Below are 16,911 nucleotides of genomic sequence, written 5' to 3'. Positions count from 1 at the left end.
CGCCCGCGGCCGACTTCGGGCCCTCGCTCACCGCACGGAACGGCCATGCCGCCCCGCACGGATCGCTCAGGCCCGCAGCCACAGCTCCCATGGTGGGCTCCGGACCCTCGCGCACTTCGCGGACCGGCATGGCCGGTCCACTCCGTCCGCTCAGGCCCCAGCCACGGCACCCATGGCCGGCTTCGGAGCCTCGCTCACTTCGCGGACCGGCATGGCCGGTCCACTCCGTCCGCTCAGCTCCTCAGCCTCCGGGCGTGCTCCTGGAGAGACCGTACGCCCACCTCGCCCCGGGCGATGTGCTGGATGCCCTGCACGGCGGCCACGAGGCCCTGGATGGTGGTGATGCAGGCGATGCCGCGCAGCACGGCGGCGGTGCGGATCTCATACCCGTCGACCCGGGGCCCCGACTGCCCGGGACCGCCGTGGGGCGTGTTCACGATGAGATCCACCTCACCGTCGAGGATGCGCTGCACGATCGTCGGCTCACCATCGGGACCGGGACCGTCGCTGTGCTTGCGCACGATCTTGACATGGACGCCGTTACGGCGCAGCACCTCGGCGGTACCCTCCGTGGCCAGAATCTCGAATCCGAGGTCGGCGAGCACCTTCACCGGAAGGATCGCGGCTCGTTTGTCCCGATCCGCGATGGACACGAAGGCCCGGCCCTTGGTGGGCAGCCCGCCGTACACCGCGATCTGCGACTTGGCGTAGGCGGTGCCGAAGAACTCGTCGATGCCCATCACCTCGCCGGTGGAGCGCATCTCCGGCCCGAGCACCGTGTCCACCCCGCGGAACCGGTTGAACGGGAGCACCGCCTCCTTGACCGCGATCGGCGCGTCGAACGGCAGCGCGCCGCCGTCCCCGGTCGCCGGGAGCAGGCCCTCGGCGCGCAGCTCGGCGATGGTCGCGCCCATCATCACCCGGGCCGCCGCCTTGGCGAGCGGGACCGCGGTCGCCTTCGACACGAACGGCACAGTACGGCTCGCCCGCGGGTTCGCCTCGAGCACGTAGAGCACCCCGGCGGCCAGCGCGTACTGCACGTTGAGCAGGCCGCGGACGCCGACCCCGCGGGCGATCGCCTCGGTGGCGGCGCGGATGCGGGCGACGTCGTGGCCGCTCAGGCTGATCGGCGGGAGCGCGCACGCCGAGTCACCGGAGTGGATGCCGGCCTCCTCGATGTGCTCCATGACCCCGCCGAGGTAGAGCTCCTCCCCGTCGAACAGGGCGTCGACGTCGATCTCGATCGCGTCGTCGAGGAAGCGGTCGATCAGCACCGGGTGCTCGGCGGAGACCCGCGACATGAACGTGCGCAGGGTGTCGTCGTCGTAGACGATGGCCATGCCGGCCCCACCGAGCACGTACGACGGCCGGACCAGCACCGGGTACCCGATCCGGGACGCGACCTCCACCGCCTCCTCGGCGGTGCGGGCCGTGCCGTGCTTGGGGGCGAGCAGCCCGGCCTCGGCGAGCACCCGGCCGAAGGCCCCGCGGTCCTCGGCGAGGTGGATCGACTCGGGCGAGGTGCCGACCACCGGGACCCCGGCGTCCTTCAGCCCCTGGGCCAGGCCGAGCGGGGTCTGCCCGCCGAGCTGGACGATCACCCCGGCGACCGGGCCGGTGGCCTGCTCGGCGTGCACGATCTCGAGGACGTCCTCGAGGGTGAGCGGCTCGAAGTACAGGCGGTCGGAGGTGTCGTAGTCGGTCGAGACCGTCTCCGGGTTGCAGTTGACCATCACGGTCTCGTAGCCGGCCTTGGCGAGCTCGAACGACGCGTGCACGCAGGCGTAGTCGAACTCGATGCCCTGCCCGATCCGGTTCGGCCCGCTGCCCAGGATGATCACCTTGGGCCGGTCCCCGGCCGGCACCTCGGTCTCCTCGTCGTACGTGGAGTAGAGGTACGGGGTGCGGGCGGCGAACTCGGCCGCGCAGGTGTCGACGGTGTGGTACACGGGCCGGATGCCGAGCTCGTGGCGGGCCCGGCGCACCTCGGCCTCGGGCACGCCGAGGATCTCGCCGATCTGGGCGTCGCTGAACCCGTACCGCTTGGCGCGCAGCAGCGTGGGGCCGTCGAGGGCCGTGATCGACCGGGCGACCTCGTCGATGGCGAAGAGCTGGTCGACGAACCAGGGGTCGATCCCGGTCGCCTCGGCGAGCTGCTCCGGGGTGGCCCCGGCCCGGATCGCCTGCTGCATGGTGCGCAGCCGCCCGTCGTGCGGCCGGCGGCAGGCCTCGAGCAGCTCCTGCAGGTCGCCCGGCTCCCCGGCCCAGGTGAACGCCGAGCCCTTCCGCTCCAGCGACCTGAGGGCCTTCTGCAGGGCCTCCGGGAACGACCGGCCGATCGCCATGACCTCGCCGACCGACTTCATGTGGGTGGTGAGCGTGCGGTCCGCGCCGGCGAACTTCTCGAAGGCGAACCGCGGCACCTTCACCACCACGTAGTCGAGCGCGGGCTCGAACGAGGCCGGGGTCTCCCTGGTGATGTCGTTGGGGATCTCGTCGAGCGTGTACCCCACCGCGAGCTTCGCCGCGATCTTGGCGATCGGGAAGCCGGTGGCCTTGGAGGCGAGCGCGGAGGAGCGCGACACCCGGGGGTTCATCTCGATCACGACCATCCGGCCGGTCTCCGGGTGGACGGCGAACTGGATGTTGCAGCCGCCGGTGTCCACCCCGACCTCGCGGATGACCGCGATGGCGACGTCCCGCATGTTCTGGTATTCGCGGTCGGTGAGCGTCATCGCGGGCGCCACGGTGACGCTGTCGCCGGTGTGCACCCCCATGGGGTCGATGTTCTCGATCGAGCAGACGACCACGACGTTGTCGTTGCGGTCGCGCATGACCTCGAGCTCGAACTCCTTCCACCCGAGGACCGACTCCTCCAGGAGCACCTCATGGGTGGGGGAGGCGTCGAGCCCGGCCCCGGCGATCCGGCGCAGCTCCTCCTCGTCGTGGGCGAGGCCGGAGCCGGCGCCGCCGAGGGTGAAGCTCGGCCGCACCACCAGGGGGTAGCCGAGCTCCTCGGCGGCCCGCAGGCAGTCGTCGAGCGAGTGGCAGATCACGCTCCGCGCCGACTCGGCGTTGAGGCCGTGCTTCTCGGCCACCCGGGCGACGATCTCCTTGAAGCGTTCCCGGTTCTCCCCCGCCTGGATCGCCTCGATGCTCGCGCCGATCACCTCGACGCCGTACCGCTCGAGCACCCCGGCCTCGTGGAGCGCGACCGCGGTGTTGAGCGCGGTCTGCCCGCCGAGGGTGGGCAGCAGCGCGTCCGGCCGCTCCTTGGCGATGATCTTCTCGACCATCTCCGGGGTGATCGGCTCGACGTACGTGGCGTCGGCGAACTCCGGGTCCGTCATGATCGTGGCGGGGTTGCTGTTCACCAGGATCACGCGGAACCCCTCGTTCTTGAGGACCCGGCAGGCCTGGGTGCCCGAGTAGTCGAACTCGCACGCCTGCCCGATCACGATCGGGCCGGAGCCGATCACCAAGACCGACGAGATGTCGGTGCGCCTAGGCACCCTGGTCCCCCTTCTCCATCAGCTCGCAGAACCGGTCGAACAGGTACCCCGCGTCGTGCGGCCCGGCCGCCGCCTCCGGGTGGTACTGGACGCTGAAGGCCGGCCGGTCGATCAGCCGGAGCCCTTCCACGCACCCGTCGTTGAGGTTGACGTGGGTCACCTCGGCCGGGCCGTACGGCGTGTCGAACGGCTCGCCGACCGGCGCCTGCACGGCGAAGCCGTGGTTGTGCGCGGAGATGGCCACCCGGCCGGTGCGCAGGTCCTTCACCGGCTGGTTCACCCCCCGGTGGCCGTACTTGAGCTTGTACGTGCCGAGCCCGAGCGCGCGGCCGAAGATCTGGTTGCCGAAGCAGATGCCGAAGAACGGCCTGCCGGCGTCGAGCACCCCGCGCAGCGCCTCGACCGCGTACCCGGCGGCGGCCGGGTCGCCGGGGCCGTTGGAGAAGAACACTCCGTCCGGGTCGCGGGCGAGGATCTCCTCCGCGGTGGCCCCGGCGGGCAGCACGTGCACCTCGCAGCCGCGGTCGGTGAGCCGCCGCACGGTCATCGCCTTCACGCCCAGGTCGACCGCGGCCACGGTGAAGCGCTTCCGCCCGTTCGCGGGCACCACGTACGGCTCGGGCGTGCTCACCTCCCGGGCGAGGTCGGCCCCGGTCATCTCGGGCGAGCGCCGGACCCGCTCGACCAGCTCCTCGACCGGGGCGAGGGCGTCGCCGGAGAAGATCCCGGCGCGCATCGCCCCCCGCTCGCGCAGGTGGCGGGTGAGCGCCCGGGTGCCGGGCATGGCGATCCCGACCACCCCGTGCTCGGCGAGGTAGTCGCCGAGGGTGCCGGTGGCGCGCCAGCTCGAGGCGATCCGCGACGGCTCGCGCACCACGTAGCCGGCGACCCAGACCCGGCGCGACTCCGCGTCCTCGAGGTTGACCCCGGTGTTGCCGATGTGCGGCGCGGTCATCGCGACGATCTGCCGGTGGTAGGAGGGGTCGGTGAGCACCTCCTGGTACCCGGTCATGCCGGTGTTGAAGACCATCTCGCCGAACGTCTCCCCGACGGCGCCGTAGGGCGTCCCCGTGAAGACCCGGCCGTCCTCCAGCACGAGCAGCGCGGTCATGCCAGCTTCCCTTCCAGCACGGTGGGGCGGCCGCGGAGGAACGTGGCCACGACGCGCCCGGGCAACGTCATGCCCTGATAGGGGGTGTTCCTGCTCTTCGACGCCATCGCCGAGGGGTCGACCGGCGCCCGCACCGACGGGTCGTACAGCGTGATGTTGGCGGGGGCGCCGACCTCGATCGGCCGGCCGTGCCCGGAGAGCCTGCCGATGCGGGCCGGGCGGTAGGACATGCGGTCGGCGACGCCGGCCCAGTCGAGCAGGCCGGTCTCGACCATGGTCTCCTGCACCACCGACAGGGCGGTCTCCAGCCCGATCATCCCCATGGCCGCGGCCGCCCACTCGGTCTCCTTGGCCTCGACCGGGTGCGGGGCGTGGTCGGTGGCGACGCAGTCGATCGTGCCGTCGGCGAGCGCCTCGCGCAGCGCCCGCACGTCCGCCTCGGTGCGCAGCGGCGGGTTCACCTTGTAGATCGGGTTGTACGGCCCGAGCGGCGAGTTCTCCGCGTAGGAGTCGGTGAGCAGCAGGTGGTGCGGGGTGACCTCCGCGGTGACGTTCCAGCCCTTCGACTTGGCCCAGCGGATGATCTCCACCGATCCGGCGGTGGACACGTGGCAGATGTGCAGCCGGGAGCCGACGTGCGCGGCGAGCAGGCAGTCCCGGGCGACGATCGCCTCCTCGGCCACGGCCGGCCAGCCGGCGAGCCCGAGCCTGGCCGACACCTCGCCCTCGTTGAGCTGGGCCCCCTCGGTGAGCCGCGGCTCCTGGGCGTGCTGGGCGATCACTCCGTCGAACGCCTTGACGTACTCGAGCGCCCGGCGCATGAGCACCGCGTCGGAGACGCAGTTGCCGTCGTCGGAGAAGACCCGGACCCGGGCGGCCGAGTCGGCCATGGCGCCGAGCTCGGCGAGCTGCCTGCCCTGCAGGCCCGCGGTGACCGCGCCGACCGGCTGGACGTCGCAGTGGCCGTAGGTCCGGCCGAGCCGCCAGACCTGCTCGACCACCCCGGCGGTGTCGGCGACCGGGGAGGTGTTCGCCATGGCGTGGACCGCGGTGAACCCGCCGAGCGCGGCGGCCTGGGTCCCGGTCTCGATGGTCTCGGCGTCCTCCCGGCCCGGCTCGCGCAGGTGGGTGTGCAGGTCGACCAGCCCGGGGAGGGCGATCAGGCCGTCGGCGTCGACCGTGAGGTCGGCGGCGGTTCCGGTGAGCCGGCCGAGCTCGGCGATGACGCCGTCGCGGATCAGGATGTCGCGCGCCGGGCCGCCGAGCACCCGGGCGCCCGTGATGAGCACGGTCGTCACTCGCCACCTCCGATCGCCGATTCGGACCCGCCGAGCAGGAGATAGAGCACGGCCATCCGGACGAGCACGCCGTTGCCGACCTGCTCCACGATGATCGACCGCGGGGAGTCGGCCACCTCGGCCGAGATCTCCATGCCGCGGTTGAGCGGCCCCGGGTGCATGACGATCGCGTCGTCGTGGAGCTTGGCGAACCGGTCGCGGTCGAGGCCGTAGCGGCGGCTGTACTCCCGCGCCGACGGGAAGTAGGCGCCGTTCATCCGCTCCTGCTGCACCCGGAGCATCATCACCACGTCCGTCTTGGGCAGCACGGCGTCGAAGTCGTACGAGACCTGGCACGGCCAGGTGTCGACCGCGACCGGGATCAGGGTCGGCGGCCCGACGAGGGTGACCTCGGCGCCGAGCGTGTGGAGGAGCTGGACGTTCGACCGCGCCACCCGGCTGTGCAGCACGTCGCCGACGATCGCGACCTTCAGCCCCTCCACCCGGCCCATGGCCCGGCGGATGCTGAACGCGTCGAGCAGCGCCTGGGTGGGGTGCTCGTGGGTGCCGTCGCCCGCGTTGATCACGCTGCCGCGGATCCAGCCGGCGAGCCGGTGCGGGGCGCCGGAGGCCCCGTGCCGGATGACCACGGCGTCGGCGCCCATCGCCTCGAGGGTGAGCGCGGTGTCCTTGAGCGACTCGCCCTTGGACACGCTCGACCCGCGCGCGGAGAAGTTGATGACATCGGCGGAGAGCCGCTTCGCGGCCGCCTCGAACGAGATGCGCGTCCGGGTGGAGTCCTCGAAGAACAGGTTGACCACCGTGCGGCCGCGCAGGGTCGGCAGCTTCTTGATGGAGCGCTGCGAGACCTTGGAGAGCTCCTCGGCCGTGTCCAGGATGAGCAGGGCGTCCTCGCGGCTCAGGTCGCCGGCCGAGAGCAGGTGCCGCTTCATCGGGCGTCCCCCTTCATGAGCACGACGGCGTCCCGTCCGTCGGTCTCCTCCAGGTAGACCTTGACCGTTTCGCTCTTGGCCGTCGGCAGGTTCTTGCCGACGTAGTCGGCGCGGATGGGGAGCTCGCGGTGGCCCCGGTCGACGAGCGTCGCGAGCTGGACGGCGCGCGGCCGGCCGACGTCGCTGAGCGCGTCGAGCGCGGCGCGGACCGTGCGGCCGGAGTAGAGCACGTCGTCGACGAGGATGACGATCTTGCCGTCGATGCCCTCCGCCGGGATCTCGGTACGGCCGAGCGGGCGGGCCGGCCGGAGCCGGAGGTCGTCGCGGTACATGGTGATGTCGATCGCGCCGACGGGGACCTTGACCCCTTCGAACCGCTCGATGCGCTCGCCGATCCGGCGGGCCAGCGGGACGCCGCGGGTGGGGATGCCGAGGAGGATGATGTCGTTCGCGCCTTTGGTACGCTCGAGAATCTCGTGCGCTATGCGGGTCAGTGCCCGGTTGATGTCGGGCCCCTCGAGCACGGCGCGCGCCCGATTTCGGGCTTCGGACATGAAAAAATCACCGCCTTTCCCGCCTCACGGGACGGGTCTTAAAGGGATGTCCGGCCGCTTAAGGGTATCAGCAGGTCCAGGGCGGTCCGGCAGGCGGTGGGGCGGGTGACCGGGGCGGCACCGGCGCCGGGCCAGGCTGTCCGGGCATTTCACGAGACCGGCGGCCAAGGGACTTTTTTCCGATCAGCTTGACCTTTCGGTCAAGGAGCTTTACCGTCACTGCGCGTAACCACACCTCGCGACCTTCCTGGGTAAAAGCCGACGCAGTGCTCACCGAAGGTTGCCGCCAGGCACCGACCCCGGTGTTCGGAACCCTTAGGACAAGGACGCACAATCAAGTGAGAACTCAAATAGATAGCCGGGGGCCAGACGATGCCATCTGACTACGCCAAGTCGCTCGGAGCACGGCTCCGCGCCATCCGCACCCAGCAGGGGCTCTCGCTGCACGGGGTGGAAGAGAAGTCCCGCGGCCGGTGGAAGGCCGTCGTGGTGGGCTCCTACGAGCGTGGGGACCGCGCGGTGACCGTGCAGAAGCTCGCCGAGCTGGCCGAGTTCTACGGAGTGCCGGTCGCCGAGCTGCTTCCCGGGGGCAACTCCCCCGCTCCCGTCGCTCCCACCCCGAAGCTGGTGATCAACCTGGAGCGGCTGGCCCAGCTCCCGAAGGAGAAGGTCGGTCCGCTGGCCCGCTACGTCGCCACCATCCAGAGCCAGCGCGGTGACTACAACGGCAAGGTGCTCTCCATCCGCCAGGAGGACCTGCGCTCGCTCGCGGTGATCTACGACAAGTCGCCCGCGGAGCTGACCGAGGAGTTCATCAGCTGGGGCGTGCTCGACCCGGAGGCACGGGGCGCGGTCGAGTCGTCGTCCTGACGCCGGTCCGCCGGGCGTCCCGGCACCGCCGCCTCCTCCCGGTGCCCCACCGCCCACTCCGCGGGGCGGCCCGGGGCCGCCGGAGACTCCGGGCGGCGGACCACCGGCCCGGCACCGGATCGGCGAACCGTGCACGCGCGGATGGGCCGTCCGCCGGCGGTGGCGCTCCTGTCTCCCGGTGGCGCACTTTCCCTTCTGGCGGCGGCCCGCTATCCGGCGAGGGGGAGTACCGGCTGGCTCGTGACCCCGAGGATCGACTCGACCTCCTCGACGAACCGTCCCGCCTCGGCGAGCAGCTCGTCGGCGTCGCGCCAGGTGATCCCCCGCACCATGCCCGCCTCCGCCGCGGCTCGCTTGGCGGCGCTGAGCTGGAAATAGGCCGCCCATTCGGCGAGCCCGGGCTCGGCCTCGGGGAGCATCTCCCACGCGCTGCGCAGCCGGCGGCGCCGGGCGATCCGGGCCGGCCGCGCCGCGATGAGACCGGCGGCCGCCCGCAGGGCCGCGAGATGGGCCGCCACGTACCGCTCCGCCGGCGTGGCCGCGGCCGCCGCCTCGTCCAGGCAGGCCCTCGCCTCGGCGAGATGCGCCAGGACACGCTGCGAGACCCGGGGGCCGCTGCGTCCACCGCTGTGTCCGATCATCCCGCACTCCTTGAGCCGTAGCACCCCGGCGTGGATCGCCGGTCACCTTCACCGTCGCAGATGGCACCGACAAAATCGGGTGCTCTGGCGTCCATCCGGCCGCTGCCCTGGCGATCGGTCCGGCCGCCCGCCGGCGGGCGGCCGGGTGCTGGTGCCACGGGCCGCGCGCGGGACCGTCTCACCGAGCCGGCTTCTTCCCCGGCCGGGTGAGGTGCCACCGGTCGCGCGCGTGACCGCCCCCGGCCCCGCCATCACCGGCTTCGGCCCGGCCCGGAACGAGGACGCGGCCGGGCGAGGAGCTTCCCCTCCCCCCGCCCGGCCGCGCCGGCCAGTGCCCGCCCAACGCCGGGCCGGTTCCGGCGGACACCGACGGGAGTGCCGGCACCGTGCCCGTCCCGCCGCCGACGGGGCGCTTCCGGCTGCGGGAACGCGAGCGCGAACCCTCGCGCGTTCGAACATACTTTCGACTCCAGGTGGCTGTCAACCTCCCGCCGGTCCATCGCGGCCGGACCCCGGCCCACTCCGCCCACCGTCGCCCGTACGCCCCGGCCCCGGCCGGCCGCGGCGTGGTCGGCCGCCGTCCGGTACCGCCGTCCCCGTACGCCCGAGGGCCCGCCGGAGGGCGGAACCCCGCCCGCGCGGCACGACCCGCCGGCGGACACGCCCAAGGGGTGTGACGACTTGGCAGGAACCCGGCCGCGCGGCGGGACCGGGCCCGGCCGCGGCCCGGCCGGCTCGCGAGCCGGTCGCCGGCGCACGGCGCGCCCGGGCCGGCCCGCCCGACGCGGATGGCGGGCCGGTACGGGCGGCCGCGGCGGGCGCCGCCACGCCGCAGGCCCGCTCAGCGGCGCACGTACTTCCCGCGCACGTGGACGGGGAAGCCCTTCCCCACCAGGCGGGGCAGGATCGACGCGACGTGCATGGGGAGCCGGACGCAGCCGTGCGAGGCCGGGTAGAGCGGCACCGAGAGCGAGCCGTGGAGCGCGATGCCACCGTGGAAGAAGATCGGGTTGTACAGCATGCCCAGGTAGGAGCGGTGCCAGCCGCTGACCCGCCAGGTGGTCCGGAAGTCGCCGATGGGGGTGATCGCGCTTCCGGAGAACCGCTGCCGCTTGCCGTTCCACACCACGTACTCGGTGTAGGGGATGCCGCTGCCGCTCGAGATGTGGCTGATCAGCACCGGCCGGCCCTTCTTGTAGAGCACCATGATCTGCTGGGTGAGGTTCACCTCGATGCGGTCCGGCCTGCCGCGCGGGACCAGGACCTTCGGGGCCCGGGGCCGCTCCAGCGCCGCCCAGGTCCGGCGGCCGACCGTGCTGGACGGCTTGATCCCGTGGACCTTCTGGAAGGCCCAGACCGCGGCCTGGGTGGCCCCGCCGTACCTGCCGTCGATCTTGCCCGGGTGGTACCCGAGCTCCTTCAGCCGGGCCTGTAACGCCCGGACCGCCGCGCCCTTGGCGCCGAGCCGGAGCGTCGTGGCCGGCGCGGTGAACGGCGGGTAGTGGGGGGCCGCCGCGGGGTGCGCCCGCGCCTCCGCCGCCGCGGCCGGCACCGGGACCGCGCCGGCGGGGCCCGCCGCACCCCAGGCCGTGACCGTGATGGCACCCACGGTGAGCAACGCCGCGGCCAGTCGTCCTCGAACGCTCATCGCCATCCGCCTCTCCGAAGACCTCTCGCCCCTGCTGCCCGTCCCGGCCGGGTTCCCCGCGCGCGGCGGCCGATCCGCCTGGTACGGCCATGGCGGGGTGATCCTTCACAATCGCCCGGGACATCCGGTTAGAGTGACCCAGTGGCTGAGAAGTTGCATCCGAACACCGTCCGGGTGATCGAGGCCCTCCGCGCGCGCGGGGCCAAGGGCGAGGTGAAGGTCTTCGAGGAGCCGGTGCGGACCGCGGCCGCCGCCGCGGCTCCGCTCGGCTGCGATGTCGGGGCGATCGCCAACAGCCTGGTCTTCGACGCCGACGGCGCACCGCTGCTCGTGCTCACCAGCGGCGCCCACCGTGTCGACACCGGCCACATCGCCCGCCTCATCGGAGCCCGGGAGGTACGGCGGGCGACGCCGGAGTTCGTGCGGGAGCACACCGGTCAGCCCATCGGCGGGGTGGCCCCGGTGGGGCATCCGGCGCCGATCCGGACGCTGGTGGACACCTGGCTCGGCAAGCATGAGGTGGTCTGGGCCGCGGCCGGCCATCCGAACACGGTCTTCCCCACGACCTTCGAGGAGCTGGTGCGGATCACCGGCGGGACCCCGGCCGACGTGGAGTAGCCACCTGACCTATTTGTCACGAAAAATTGCATTGTTTACGAATTCATCCCGGTCGTGGGTGCTAGGCTGCCGCAGATGGTCCGGCTACGCCACGTGACGGCCGACCGGTTCCCCACGCTGCTCGGCACCCTGCTGGGGATTTACACGGCCGCGATGCGCCCGCCGCCCGGCCAGCTCGCCGTCCGGCCGTCCATCATGCGCGACCACGGGAGCCGGCCCGGCTTCGTCTGCCTGCTCGCCGAGGCGCCGCAGGTCGTCGGCTTCGCCTACGGGTTCCACGGCGCCCCCGGGGAGTGGTGGTATGACGTGGTCTGGCGCGGGCTGCGGGACCACGCGGGCGAGGAGACCTGCGCGGAGTGGCTGGGCGACGCCCTGGAGATCGCGGAGATCCACGTCCTCCCCGGCCATCAGGGCCGGGGGATCGGGCGTCGCCTGCTCCACGCGATCTGCGCGGGCCGCCCGGAGCGGACCGCGGTGCTCTCCACCCGCGACGCCCCTACCGCGGCCCGCCATCTCTACCGCGACGCCGGCTTCGTCGACCTGCTGCCCCGCTTCCGCTTCCCCGGCACCGCCGAGCCGTACGTGATCGCCGGGGCGCGGCTGCCGCTCACCGGCGCGGGCTGACGCGCGCGGCGGGGCGCGGGCGGGCCGGGATGGCGGAATCAGGTTCGAAGGACTGACCCCGCGCGGCCGGCACGCGGCCTTAAGCAGCCGGCGGGGCACCGGCCAGAGCCGGGGAAGACCGGGACGGGCGCGCGGCGGAACGGCGGGCCTCCCGGGCCCACCCGGTGAGCGCGCGTCACGAGCCCACGGTGGCGGGCTGCAGCGCCCGGAACACCTCCCGGGTCGCGCTCGACCGGTTGAAGGTGATGAAGTGGATGCCCGGCGCACCCTCGTCGAGCAGGGTGCGGCACAGCTCGATCGCGTGCTCGATCCCGAGCCGGCGGACCGCCTCGGGGTCGTCGGCCACCGCCTCGAACCGGGCGGCGAGGTCCCGGGGGAACGGCGCGCCGGAGAGCTGCTCCGACCGGGTGATCGTGCTCAGCTTGGTGACCGGCATGATCCCGGGGATGATCGGCGTGTCGCAGCCCTTCGCCGCCACGCGGTCCCGCAGCCGCAGGTAGTCCTCGGCGCGGAAGAACATCTGGGTGATGGCGAAGTCCGCGCCGGCCCGGCACTTGCGCACGAAGTACTCGGTGTCCGACTCGATGCTCGGGGACCGCGGGTGCTTGTTCGGGAAGGCGGCGACCCCGACGCAGAACTCCCCGGACTGGCGGATCAGCCGGACCAGCTCCTCGGCGTACTCCAGCCCTTCGGGATGCTTGACCCATTCGCCCAGCGGGTCACCGGGCGGGTCGCCGCGGAGCGCGAGCATGTTCCGCACCCCGGCGTCGGCGAACCTCCCGATCAGGTGCCGCAGCTCCCGCACCGAGTGGTTGACCGCGGTGCAGTGCGCCACCGGCGTGAGGGTCGTCTCGCGCGCCAGCCGCTCGACGATCTCCACGGTCCGGTCGCGGGTGCTGCCGCCCGCGCCGTAGGTCACGGAGACGAAGGTCGGCCGGAGCGCCTCCACCTCCCGGATCGCCCGCCAGAGCTGCCGCTCCCCCTCGCCGGTCTTCGGCGGGAAGAACTCGAAGGAGAACGACCGCTCCCCCGCCGCGAGCAGCTCGCGCACCGTCGGGGCGCGATCGGGCAGCCGGGAGGGCAGACCGAGAGTCATGGTCATTAGGGTACCCCTCCCGCCCGTGATCCACCGAGGTCGTGTTCCAGCATGCGGGCACCGGAATCCGCCCCGACCGATTTGGGGGATATGCCCCCTGGTAATCAGGAATGCGGCAGCTACTCTCGTGTTCATGACCACTTCCGCCGCTCCGCTCGACGTCGTCCGACCTGAGGTGGACCGTTCGATCCGGCGGTTCCTCGACCGCCAGCGGCCGCTGTTCTTCGACGACCCGCAGCTGGCCACGCTCCTGGACGCCGCCGAGGCCTTCCTGTCCGGTGGCAAACGGCTCCGCCCCGCCTTCTGCTACTGGGGGTGGCGAGCGGCGGGGGGAGGATCCGACGACGCCCGCCTGTACAACGCGGCCGCCTCGCTGGAGCTGCTCCAGGCGAGCGCCCTCATCCACGACGACGTGATGGACGCGAGCGACGTGCGCCGGGGCATGCCGTCGGCGCACCGCCGGTTCGAGCGCATGCACCTGGAGTCCCGCTGGCACGGCTCGGCCGCGCAGTTCGGGGAGAACGCCGCGGTGCTCCTCGGCAACCTGCTCCTGGTCTGGGCCGGTGAGATGTGGCGCACCAGCGGCCTGCCGGCCGAGGCGCTCGCCGTCGCCCAGCCGGTCCACGACCACATGCTCACCGAGCTCATGTGCGGGCAGTACCTCGACCTGCTGGAGCAGGCGCAGGGCGAGGGCACGTTCGACAGCGCGCTCCGGGTGGCGCTCTACAAGAGCGGCAAGTACTCGGTCGAGCAGCCGCTCCGGCTCGGGCTGCTCCTCGCCGCCCAGAGCCGGCTCCCGTGGATCGACACCCTCTGCGCGCAGTACGGCCAGCGGGTGGGGATCGCGTTCCAGCTCCGCGACGACATCCTCGGGGTCTTCGGCGACCCGGCCGAGACCGGCAAGCCCGCCGGGGACGACCTGCGCGAGGGCAAGCGCACCATGCTCATCGCCCGCACCCTCGCCCAGGCGACGCCGGAGCAGGCGGAGGTGGTCCGCAAGCTGCTCGGCAACCCCGATCTCGACGCCGAGGGCGTGGCCACGCTCCGGACGATCATCGAGGAGACGGGCGCGCTCGCCGCGTGCGAGGAGATGATCAAGCGCTACCTCGACGAGGCGCTGCACGCGCTCCAGGAGGCGCCCATCATCGACGAGAGCGCCCGCTCCGCCCTGGCCGCGCTCGCGGTCGCGGCGACCACGCGGCGCACCTGAGCGCCTGCGCCTCCGGGCGGCGCGGGCCGCCCACCCGACGCGACGGGCACCCGGCCGGCGCTCCCCGGATCCGCGGACCGCGGTGGACGCCCGGCCCGGCGCTCCCGGCCCAGCGAGCGCGAAGACGCCCGGCCTGGGCCTGATCCGCGAGGCGTGATCGGGACCCTGGCCCGCGGGCCGCGACGGGCGGGCCCGGCGGACCGGCGCGCGCCCTCGCGAGCCGGCGAGTGCCGCGCGCAGCCGGTCGCGTCCGGGCCCCGCGCCTCATAGTGAAGAGACCACAGCCGGTCACGGCCCGGCCTCGTGGCTCACGGCGCGAAGACCGCGGCCGCCGGTCGCGGCCGGGCCTTACGGGTCAGAGCGGGACGGCCCGCAGCCGGTCGCGGAACCGGGCGGCCGCCTCCCCCGGGTCGTCGGCCTCGGTGATCGCGCGGACCACGACGACCCGGCGGACCCCGTACCCGATGACCTCGTCGAGGTTGTTCAGGTCGATGCCGCCGATGCCGAACCAGGGGCGTTGCGTGCCGAGCCCGGAGGCGTACCGGATCAGCTCCGGACCGGCCGCCGGGCGGCCGGGCTTGGTCGGGGTGGGCCAGATCGGGCCGCAGCAGAAGTAGTCGACGCCGGGCTCCGCGGCCGCCGCCGACGCCTGCTCGGGTGAGTGCGTGGACCTGCCGATGAGGATGTCCGGTCCGAGGATCTCCCGGGCCACCGCGACCGGGAGGTCGTTCTGGCCGAGGTGGAGGATGTCCGGCCGGGCGGCATAGGCGATGTCGGCCCGGTCGTTCACCGCGAGCAGCGCCCCGTGCCGGTCACAGGCCGCACGGAAGATCTCGAGCAGCTCCAGCTCCTCGCGGGCCTCCAGGCCCTTCTCCCTGAGCTGGACGATGTCCACGCCGTTCGCCAGGACCGCGTCGAGGAACTCCTCGAGGTCGCCGCGGTCCCGCCGGCCGTCGGTGCACAGGTAGAGCCTGGCCCGGGCGAGCCGCTCACGCCGGGTGCCGTTATCGGTACCGATCACCCGACCACAATGCCATCACCGGCGGGCCGCCGGGTACCCGGGGTCAGAACCCGAGCGCCTGCGCCCGCCGCTTGACCTCGGTGTGCCGTCCCGCGGCGATCGCCTCGATCGGCGTCCCGGGCAGGGAGTCGTCCGGGGTGAACAGCCAGCGGATCGACTCGACCGGGTTGTAACCGGCGTCGGCGAGCAGGGTGAGCGTCCCGGGCAGGCCCTTCAGCACCTCGCCGCCGGCGATGAAGATCGCGGGGATCTGCGGCTCGCTCTCGCCGCTCCGCCGGACGCCCACCAGCTTGTGGTCGTGGATCAGCTGCTTGACCCGGCCGACCGAGACCTTCAGCCGCTTCGCGGCCTCGGAGAGCGAGATCCACTCGGCCACGAGCCGCTCGGTCTCCGGGTCGATCTGCGTAACAGCTAGCGTCACGCAATCACCATTACCACAGGCGCGCCGTCCGAAAACACCCTGATGAGTGCCCCGGGAGGCAGCCCGCGGGAACGCCGCCCGGCCCCGGTCATTCCTTGACGCAGTCGCGGAGCGGGACCGACGGATCGGTCAGCCGCCGCGGGTCGAGCCGCTGCCCGCGCTCGGCTATCCGGCGGCCCTGCACCACGTCGCGCGGCCGGTCGACGGTGAGGATCGCGGCGAGCCGGTCCTCGGCGGTGAGCCAGCACACCGCCCACTTGGCGTCGGTGCGGGGGTCGCCGCGGAGCAGCGTCCGCTCCGCCCCGATCCGGTCGCCGGCGAACTGCACCATCCGGCCGAACTGCTCCGACCAGAAGTAGGGCACGGGATCGTAGACCGCGTCCTCGCCCAGCAGGGTCGCCGCCGCGGTGTCCGGGGCGGAGATGGCCGTGTCCCAGTGCTCGACGCGCATGCGCCGGCCGTACCGGCGCGACCACCAGTTGGCGCAGTCGCCGACCGCGACCACGTTGGGCAGGGTGCTCCGCAGGTGCTCGTCCACGAGCACGCCGTTGTCGACCGCGACGCCCGACCCCTTCAGCCAGTCGACGGCCGGGCGCACCCCGATGCCGGTCACCACCACGTCGGCCCGCACCCGGGTACCGGACATGAGCGTGATCCCATCGGGGTCGACGCTGCCGACCGGTGCGCCCAGCCGCAGCTCCACCCCGGCCTCGGCGTACCACGGGATCGTGTACGCGCCGACCTCGGGGCCGAGCGCGCCCGCCAGCGGCGCCTCGGCCGCCTCGATCACCGTGACCGCGCATCCGGCCCGCGCCGCCGCCGTCGCCACCTCCGCGCCGATCCAGCCCGCGCCGATCACGGCCACCCGGGTGCCGGGCGTGAGCCGTTCGCGCAGCGCGCGGGCGTCGTCGATGGTGCGCAGCACGTACTGCCTGCCCTCGCCGCGCAGCCGGATCGGGGTGGCGCCGGTCGCGATGACCAGCCCGTCGTACTCGATCTCGCCCTCGGTCGTCTCCAGGACGCCGTCGCGCAGCCCCTTGGCGGCCGTGCCGAGGCGCACCGTGACGTCGAGCGCGTCGAGGTCGGAGTCGACCGCGGTCGAGTCCGTCTCGCCCGCCAGGACCGCCTTGGACAGCGGCGGCCGGTCGTAGGGGCGATGCCGTTCCTCACCGATGAGCGTGATCAGCCCGGCGAACCCGCGGGCCCGCAGCGCCTCCACGCTGCGCACACCGGCCAGGCCGCCGCCCACCACCACCACGTGATCCACAACCCGAACATAGATTGCCGACCGGGGAGCCCGCCATCCGGCGCCGGATAACGAGTTGAGTACGCCACACCCGCGTCTACGGAATGCC

At 73.1% G+C, this 16,911-nt stretch carries 15 protein-coding genes; 4 read left to right on the top strand and 11 right to left on the bottom strand.

Features of this window, described 5'->3' with window-relative positions:
* Window positions 1–233 precede the first annotated feature (233 nt).
* The 5 genes from carB to pyrR are packed head-to-tail and all read right to left on the bottom strand — an operon-like array spanning window position 234 to window position 7,407.
* Window positions 234–3,512 carry a carbamoyl-phosphate synthase large subunit gene (gene carB, locus TBIS_RS06785; protein ID WP_013131606.1) on the bottom strand — a complete coding sequence of 1,093 codons (3,279 nt, stop codon included), beginning with the start codon at window positions 3,510–3,512 and terminating at the stop codon, window positions 234–236.
* A complete protein-coding gene (gene carA / locus TBIS_RS06780) occupies window positions 3,505–4,623 on the bottom strand; it encodes a glutamine-hydrolyzing carbamoyl-phosphate synthase small subunit (protein ID WP_013131605.1) in 1,119 nt (372 codons plus the stop codon). The genes carB and carA overlap by 8 nt, the downstream gene beginning before the upstream one ends.
* On the bottom strand, window positions 4,620–5,921 hold the full coding sequence (locus TBIS_RS06775) for a dihydroorotase (RefSeq protein ID WP_013131604.1): 1,302 nt from the start codon (window positions 5,919–5,921) through the stop codon (window positions 4,620–4,622). Before TBIS_RS06775 ends, carA begins: the two co-directional genes overlap by 4 nt.
* A complete protein-coding gene (locus TBIS_RS06770; protein ID WP_013131603.1) occupies window positions 5,918–6,853 on the bottom strand; it encodes an aspartate carbamoyltransferase catalytic subunit in 936 nt (311 codons plus the stop codon). Before TBIS_RS06770 ends, TBIS_RS06775 begins: the two co-directional genes overlap by 4 nt.
* Window positions 6,850–7,407, bottom strand: a complete 558-nt coding sequence (gene pyrR, locus TBIS_RS06765; RefSeq protein WP_013131602.1) for a bifunctional pyr operon transcriptional regulator/uracil phosphoribosyltransferase PyrR — start codon at window positions 7,405–7,407, stop codon at window positions 6,850–6,852. The genes TBIS_RS06770 and pyrR overlap by 4 nt, the downstream gene beginning before the upstream one ends.
* A gap of 372 nt (window positions 7,408–7,779) precedes the next feature.
* Between pyrR and bldD the strand changes: the two genes are divergently transcribed.
* Window positions 7,780–8,277, top strand: coding sequence for a transcriptional regulator BldD (bldD, locus tag TBIS_RS06760; protein WP_013131601.1), 498 nt, complete (start codon window positions 7,780–7,782; stop codon window positions 8,275–8,277).
* Between the two features lie 209 nt (window positions 8,278–8,486).
* Here bldD and TBIS_RS06755 read toward each other — a convergent pair whose 3' ends face one another.
* Both TBIS_RS06755 and TBIS_RS06750 read right to left on the bottom strand, forming a co-directional pair.
* A complete protein-coding gene (locus TBIS_RS06755) occupies window positions 8,487–8,918 on the bottom strand; it encodes an SAV_6107 family HEPN domain-containing protein (protein ID WP_013131600.1) in 432 nt (143 codons plus the stop codon).
* Window positions 8,919–9,759: 841 nt separating this feature from the next.
* On the bottom strand, window positions 9,760–10,566 hold the full coding sequence (locus TBIS_RS06750; RefSeq protein WP_041432035.1) for a L,D-transpeptidase family protein: 807 nt from the start codon (window positions 10,564–10,566) through the stop codon (window positions 9,760–9,762).
* A 141-nt stretch (window positions 10,567–10,707) separates the two neighbouring features.
* Between TBIS_RS06750 and TBIS_RS06745 the strand changes: the two genes are divergently transcribed.
* Both TBIS_RS06745 and TBIS_RS06740 read left to right on the top strand, forming a co-directional pair.
* Window positions 10,708–11,184 carry a YbaK/EbsC family protein gene (locus TBIS_RS06745; protein WP_013131598.1) on the top strand — a complete coding sequence of 159 codons (477 nt, stop codon included), beginning with the start codon at window positions 10,708–10,710 and terminating at the stop codon, window positions 11,182–11,184.
* Window positions 11,185–11,259: 75 nt separating this feature from the next.
* Complete coding sequence (locus tag TBIS_RS06740; RefSeq protein ID WP_013131597.1) at window positions 11,260–11,808, top strand: GNAT family N-acetyltransferase; 549 nt, start codon at window positions 11,260–11,262, stop codon at window positions 11,806–11,808.
* A 175-nt stretch (window positions 11,809–11,983) separates the two neighbouring features.
* On the opposite strand, the gene metF is transcribed toward TBIS_RS06740, so the two are convergent.
* Window positions 11,984–12,910 (bottom strand): methylenetetrahydrofolate reductase [NAD(P)H], encoded by a 927-nt coding sequence (gene metF, locus TBIS_RS06735; RefSeq protein ID WP_013131596.1) that lies wholly within the window; start codon window positions 12,908–12,910, stop codon window positions 11,984–11,986.
* A gap of 127 nt (window positions 12,911–13,037) precedes the next feature.
* On the opposite strand from metF, the gene TBIS_RS06730 reads away from it, so the two are divergent.
* Window positions 13,038–14,114, top strand: a complete 1,077-nt coding sequence (locus tag TBIS_RS06730; RefSeq protein ID WP_013131595.1) for a polyprenyl synthetase family protein — start codon at window positions 13,038–13,040, stop codon at window positions 14,112–14,114.
* Window positions 14,115–14,469: 355 nt separating this feature from the next.
* Here the strand turns inward: TBIS_RS06730 and thiE are convergent, their stop codons facing one another.
* The 3 genes from thiE to TBIS_RS06715 all read right to left on the bottom strand — a co-directional run bounded on the left by thiE (window position 14,470) and on the right by TBIS_RS06715 (window position 16,823).
* A complete protein-coding gene (gene thiE, locus TBIS_RS06725) occupies window positions 14,470–15,135 on the bottom strand; it encodes a thiamine phosphate synthase (protein WP_013131594.1) in 666 nt (221 codons plus the stop codon).
* A gap of 43 nt (window positions 15,136–15,178) precedes the next feature.
* On the bottom strand, window positions 15,179–15,556 hold the full coding sequence (locus TBIS_RS06720; protein WP_013131593.1) for an Rv2175c family DNA-binding protein: 378 nt from the start codon (window positions 15,554–15,556) through the stop codon (window positions 15,179–15,181).
* Window positions 15,557–15,644: 88 nt separating this feature from the next.
* Window positions 15,645–16,823 (bottom strand): NAD(P)/FAD-dependent oxidoreductase, encoded by a 1,179-nt coding sequence (locus TBIS_RS06715; RefSeq protein WP_050760456.1) that lies wholly within the window; start codon window positions 16,821–16,823, stop codon window positions 15,645–15,647.
* Between the last annotated feature and the right edge of the window lie 88 nt (window positions 16,824–16,911).

It is taken from the genome of Thermobispora bispora DSM 43833 (genome assembly GCF_000092645.1).
Classification (GTDB): Bacteria; Actinomycetota; Actinomycetes; order Streptosporangiales; family Streptosporangiaceae; genus Thermobispora; species Thermobispora bispora.
Note: the sequence above shows the minus strand (reverse complement) of the source record. Positions and strands in the feature narration are given on the sequence as shown.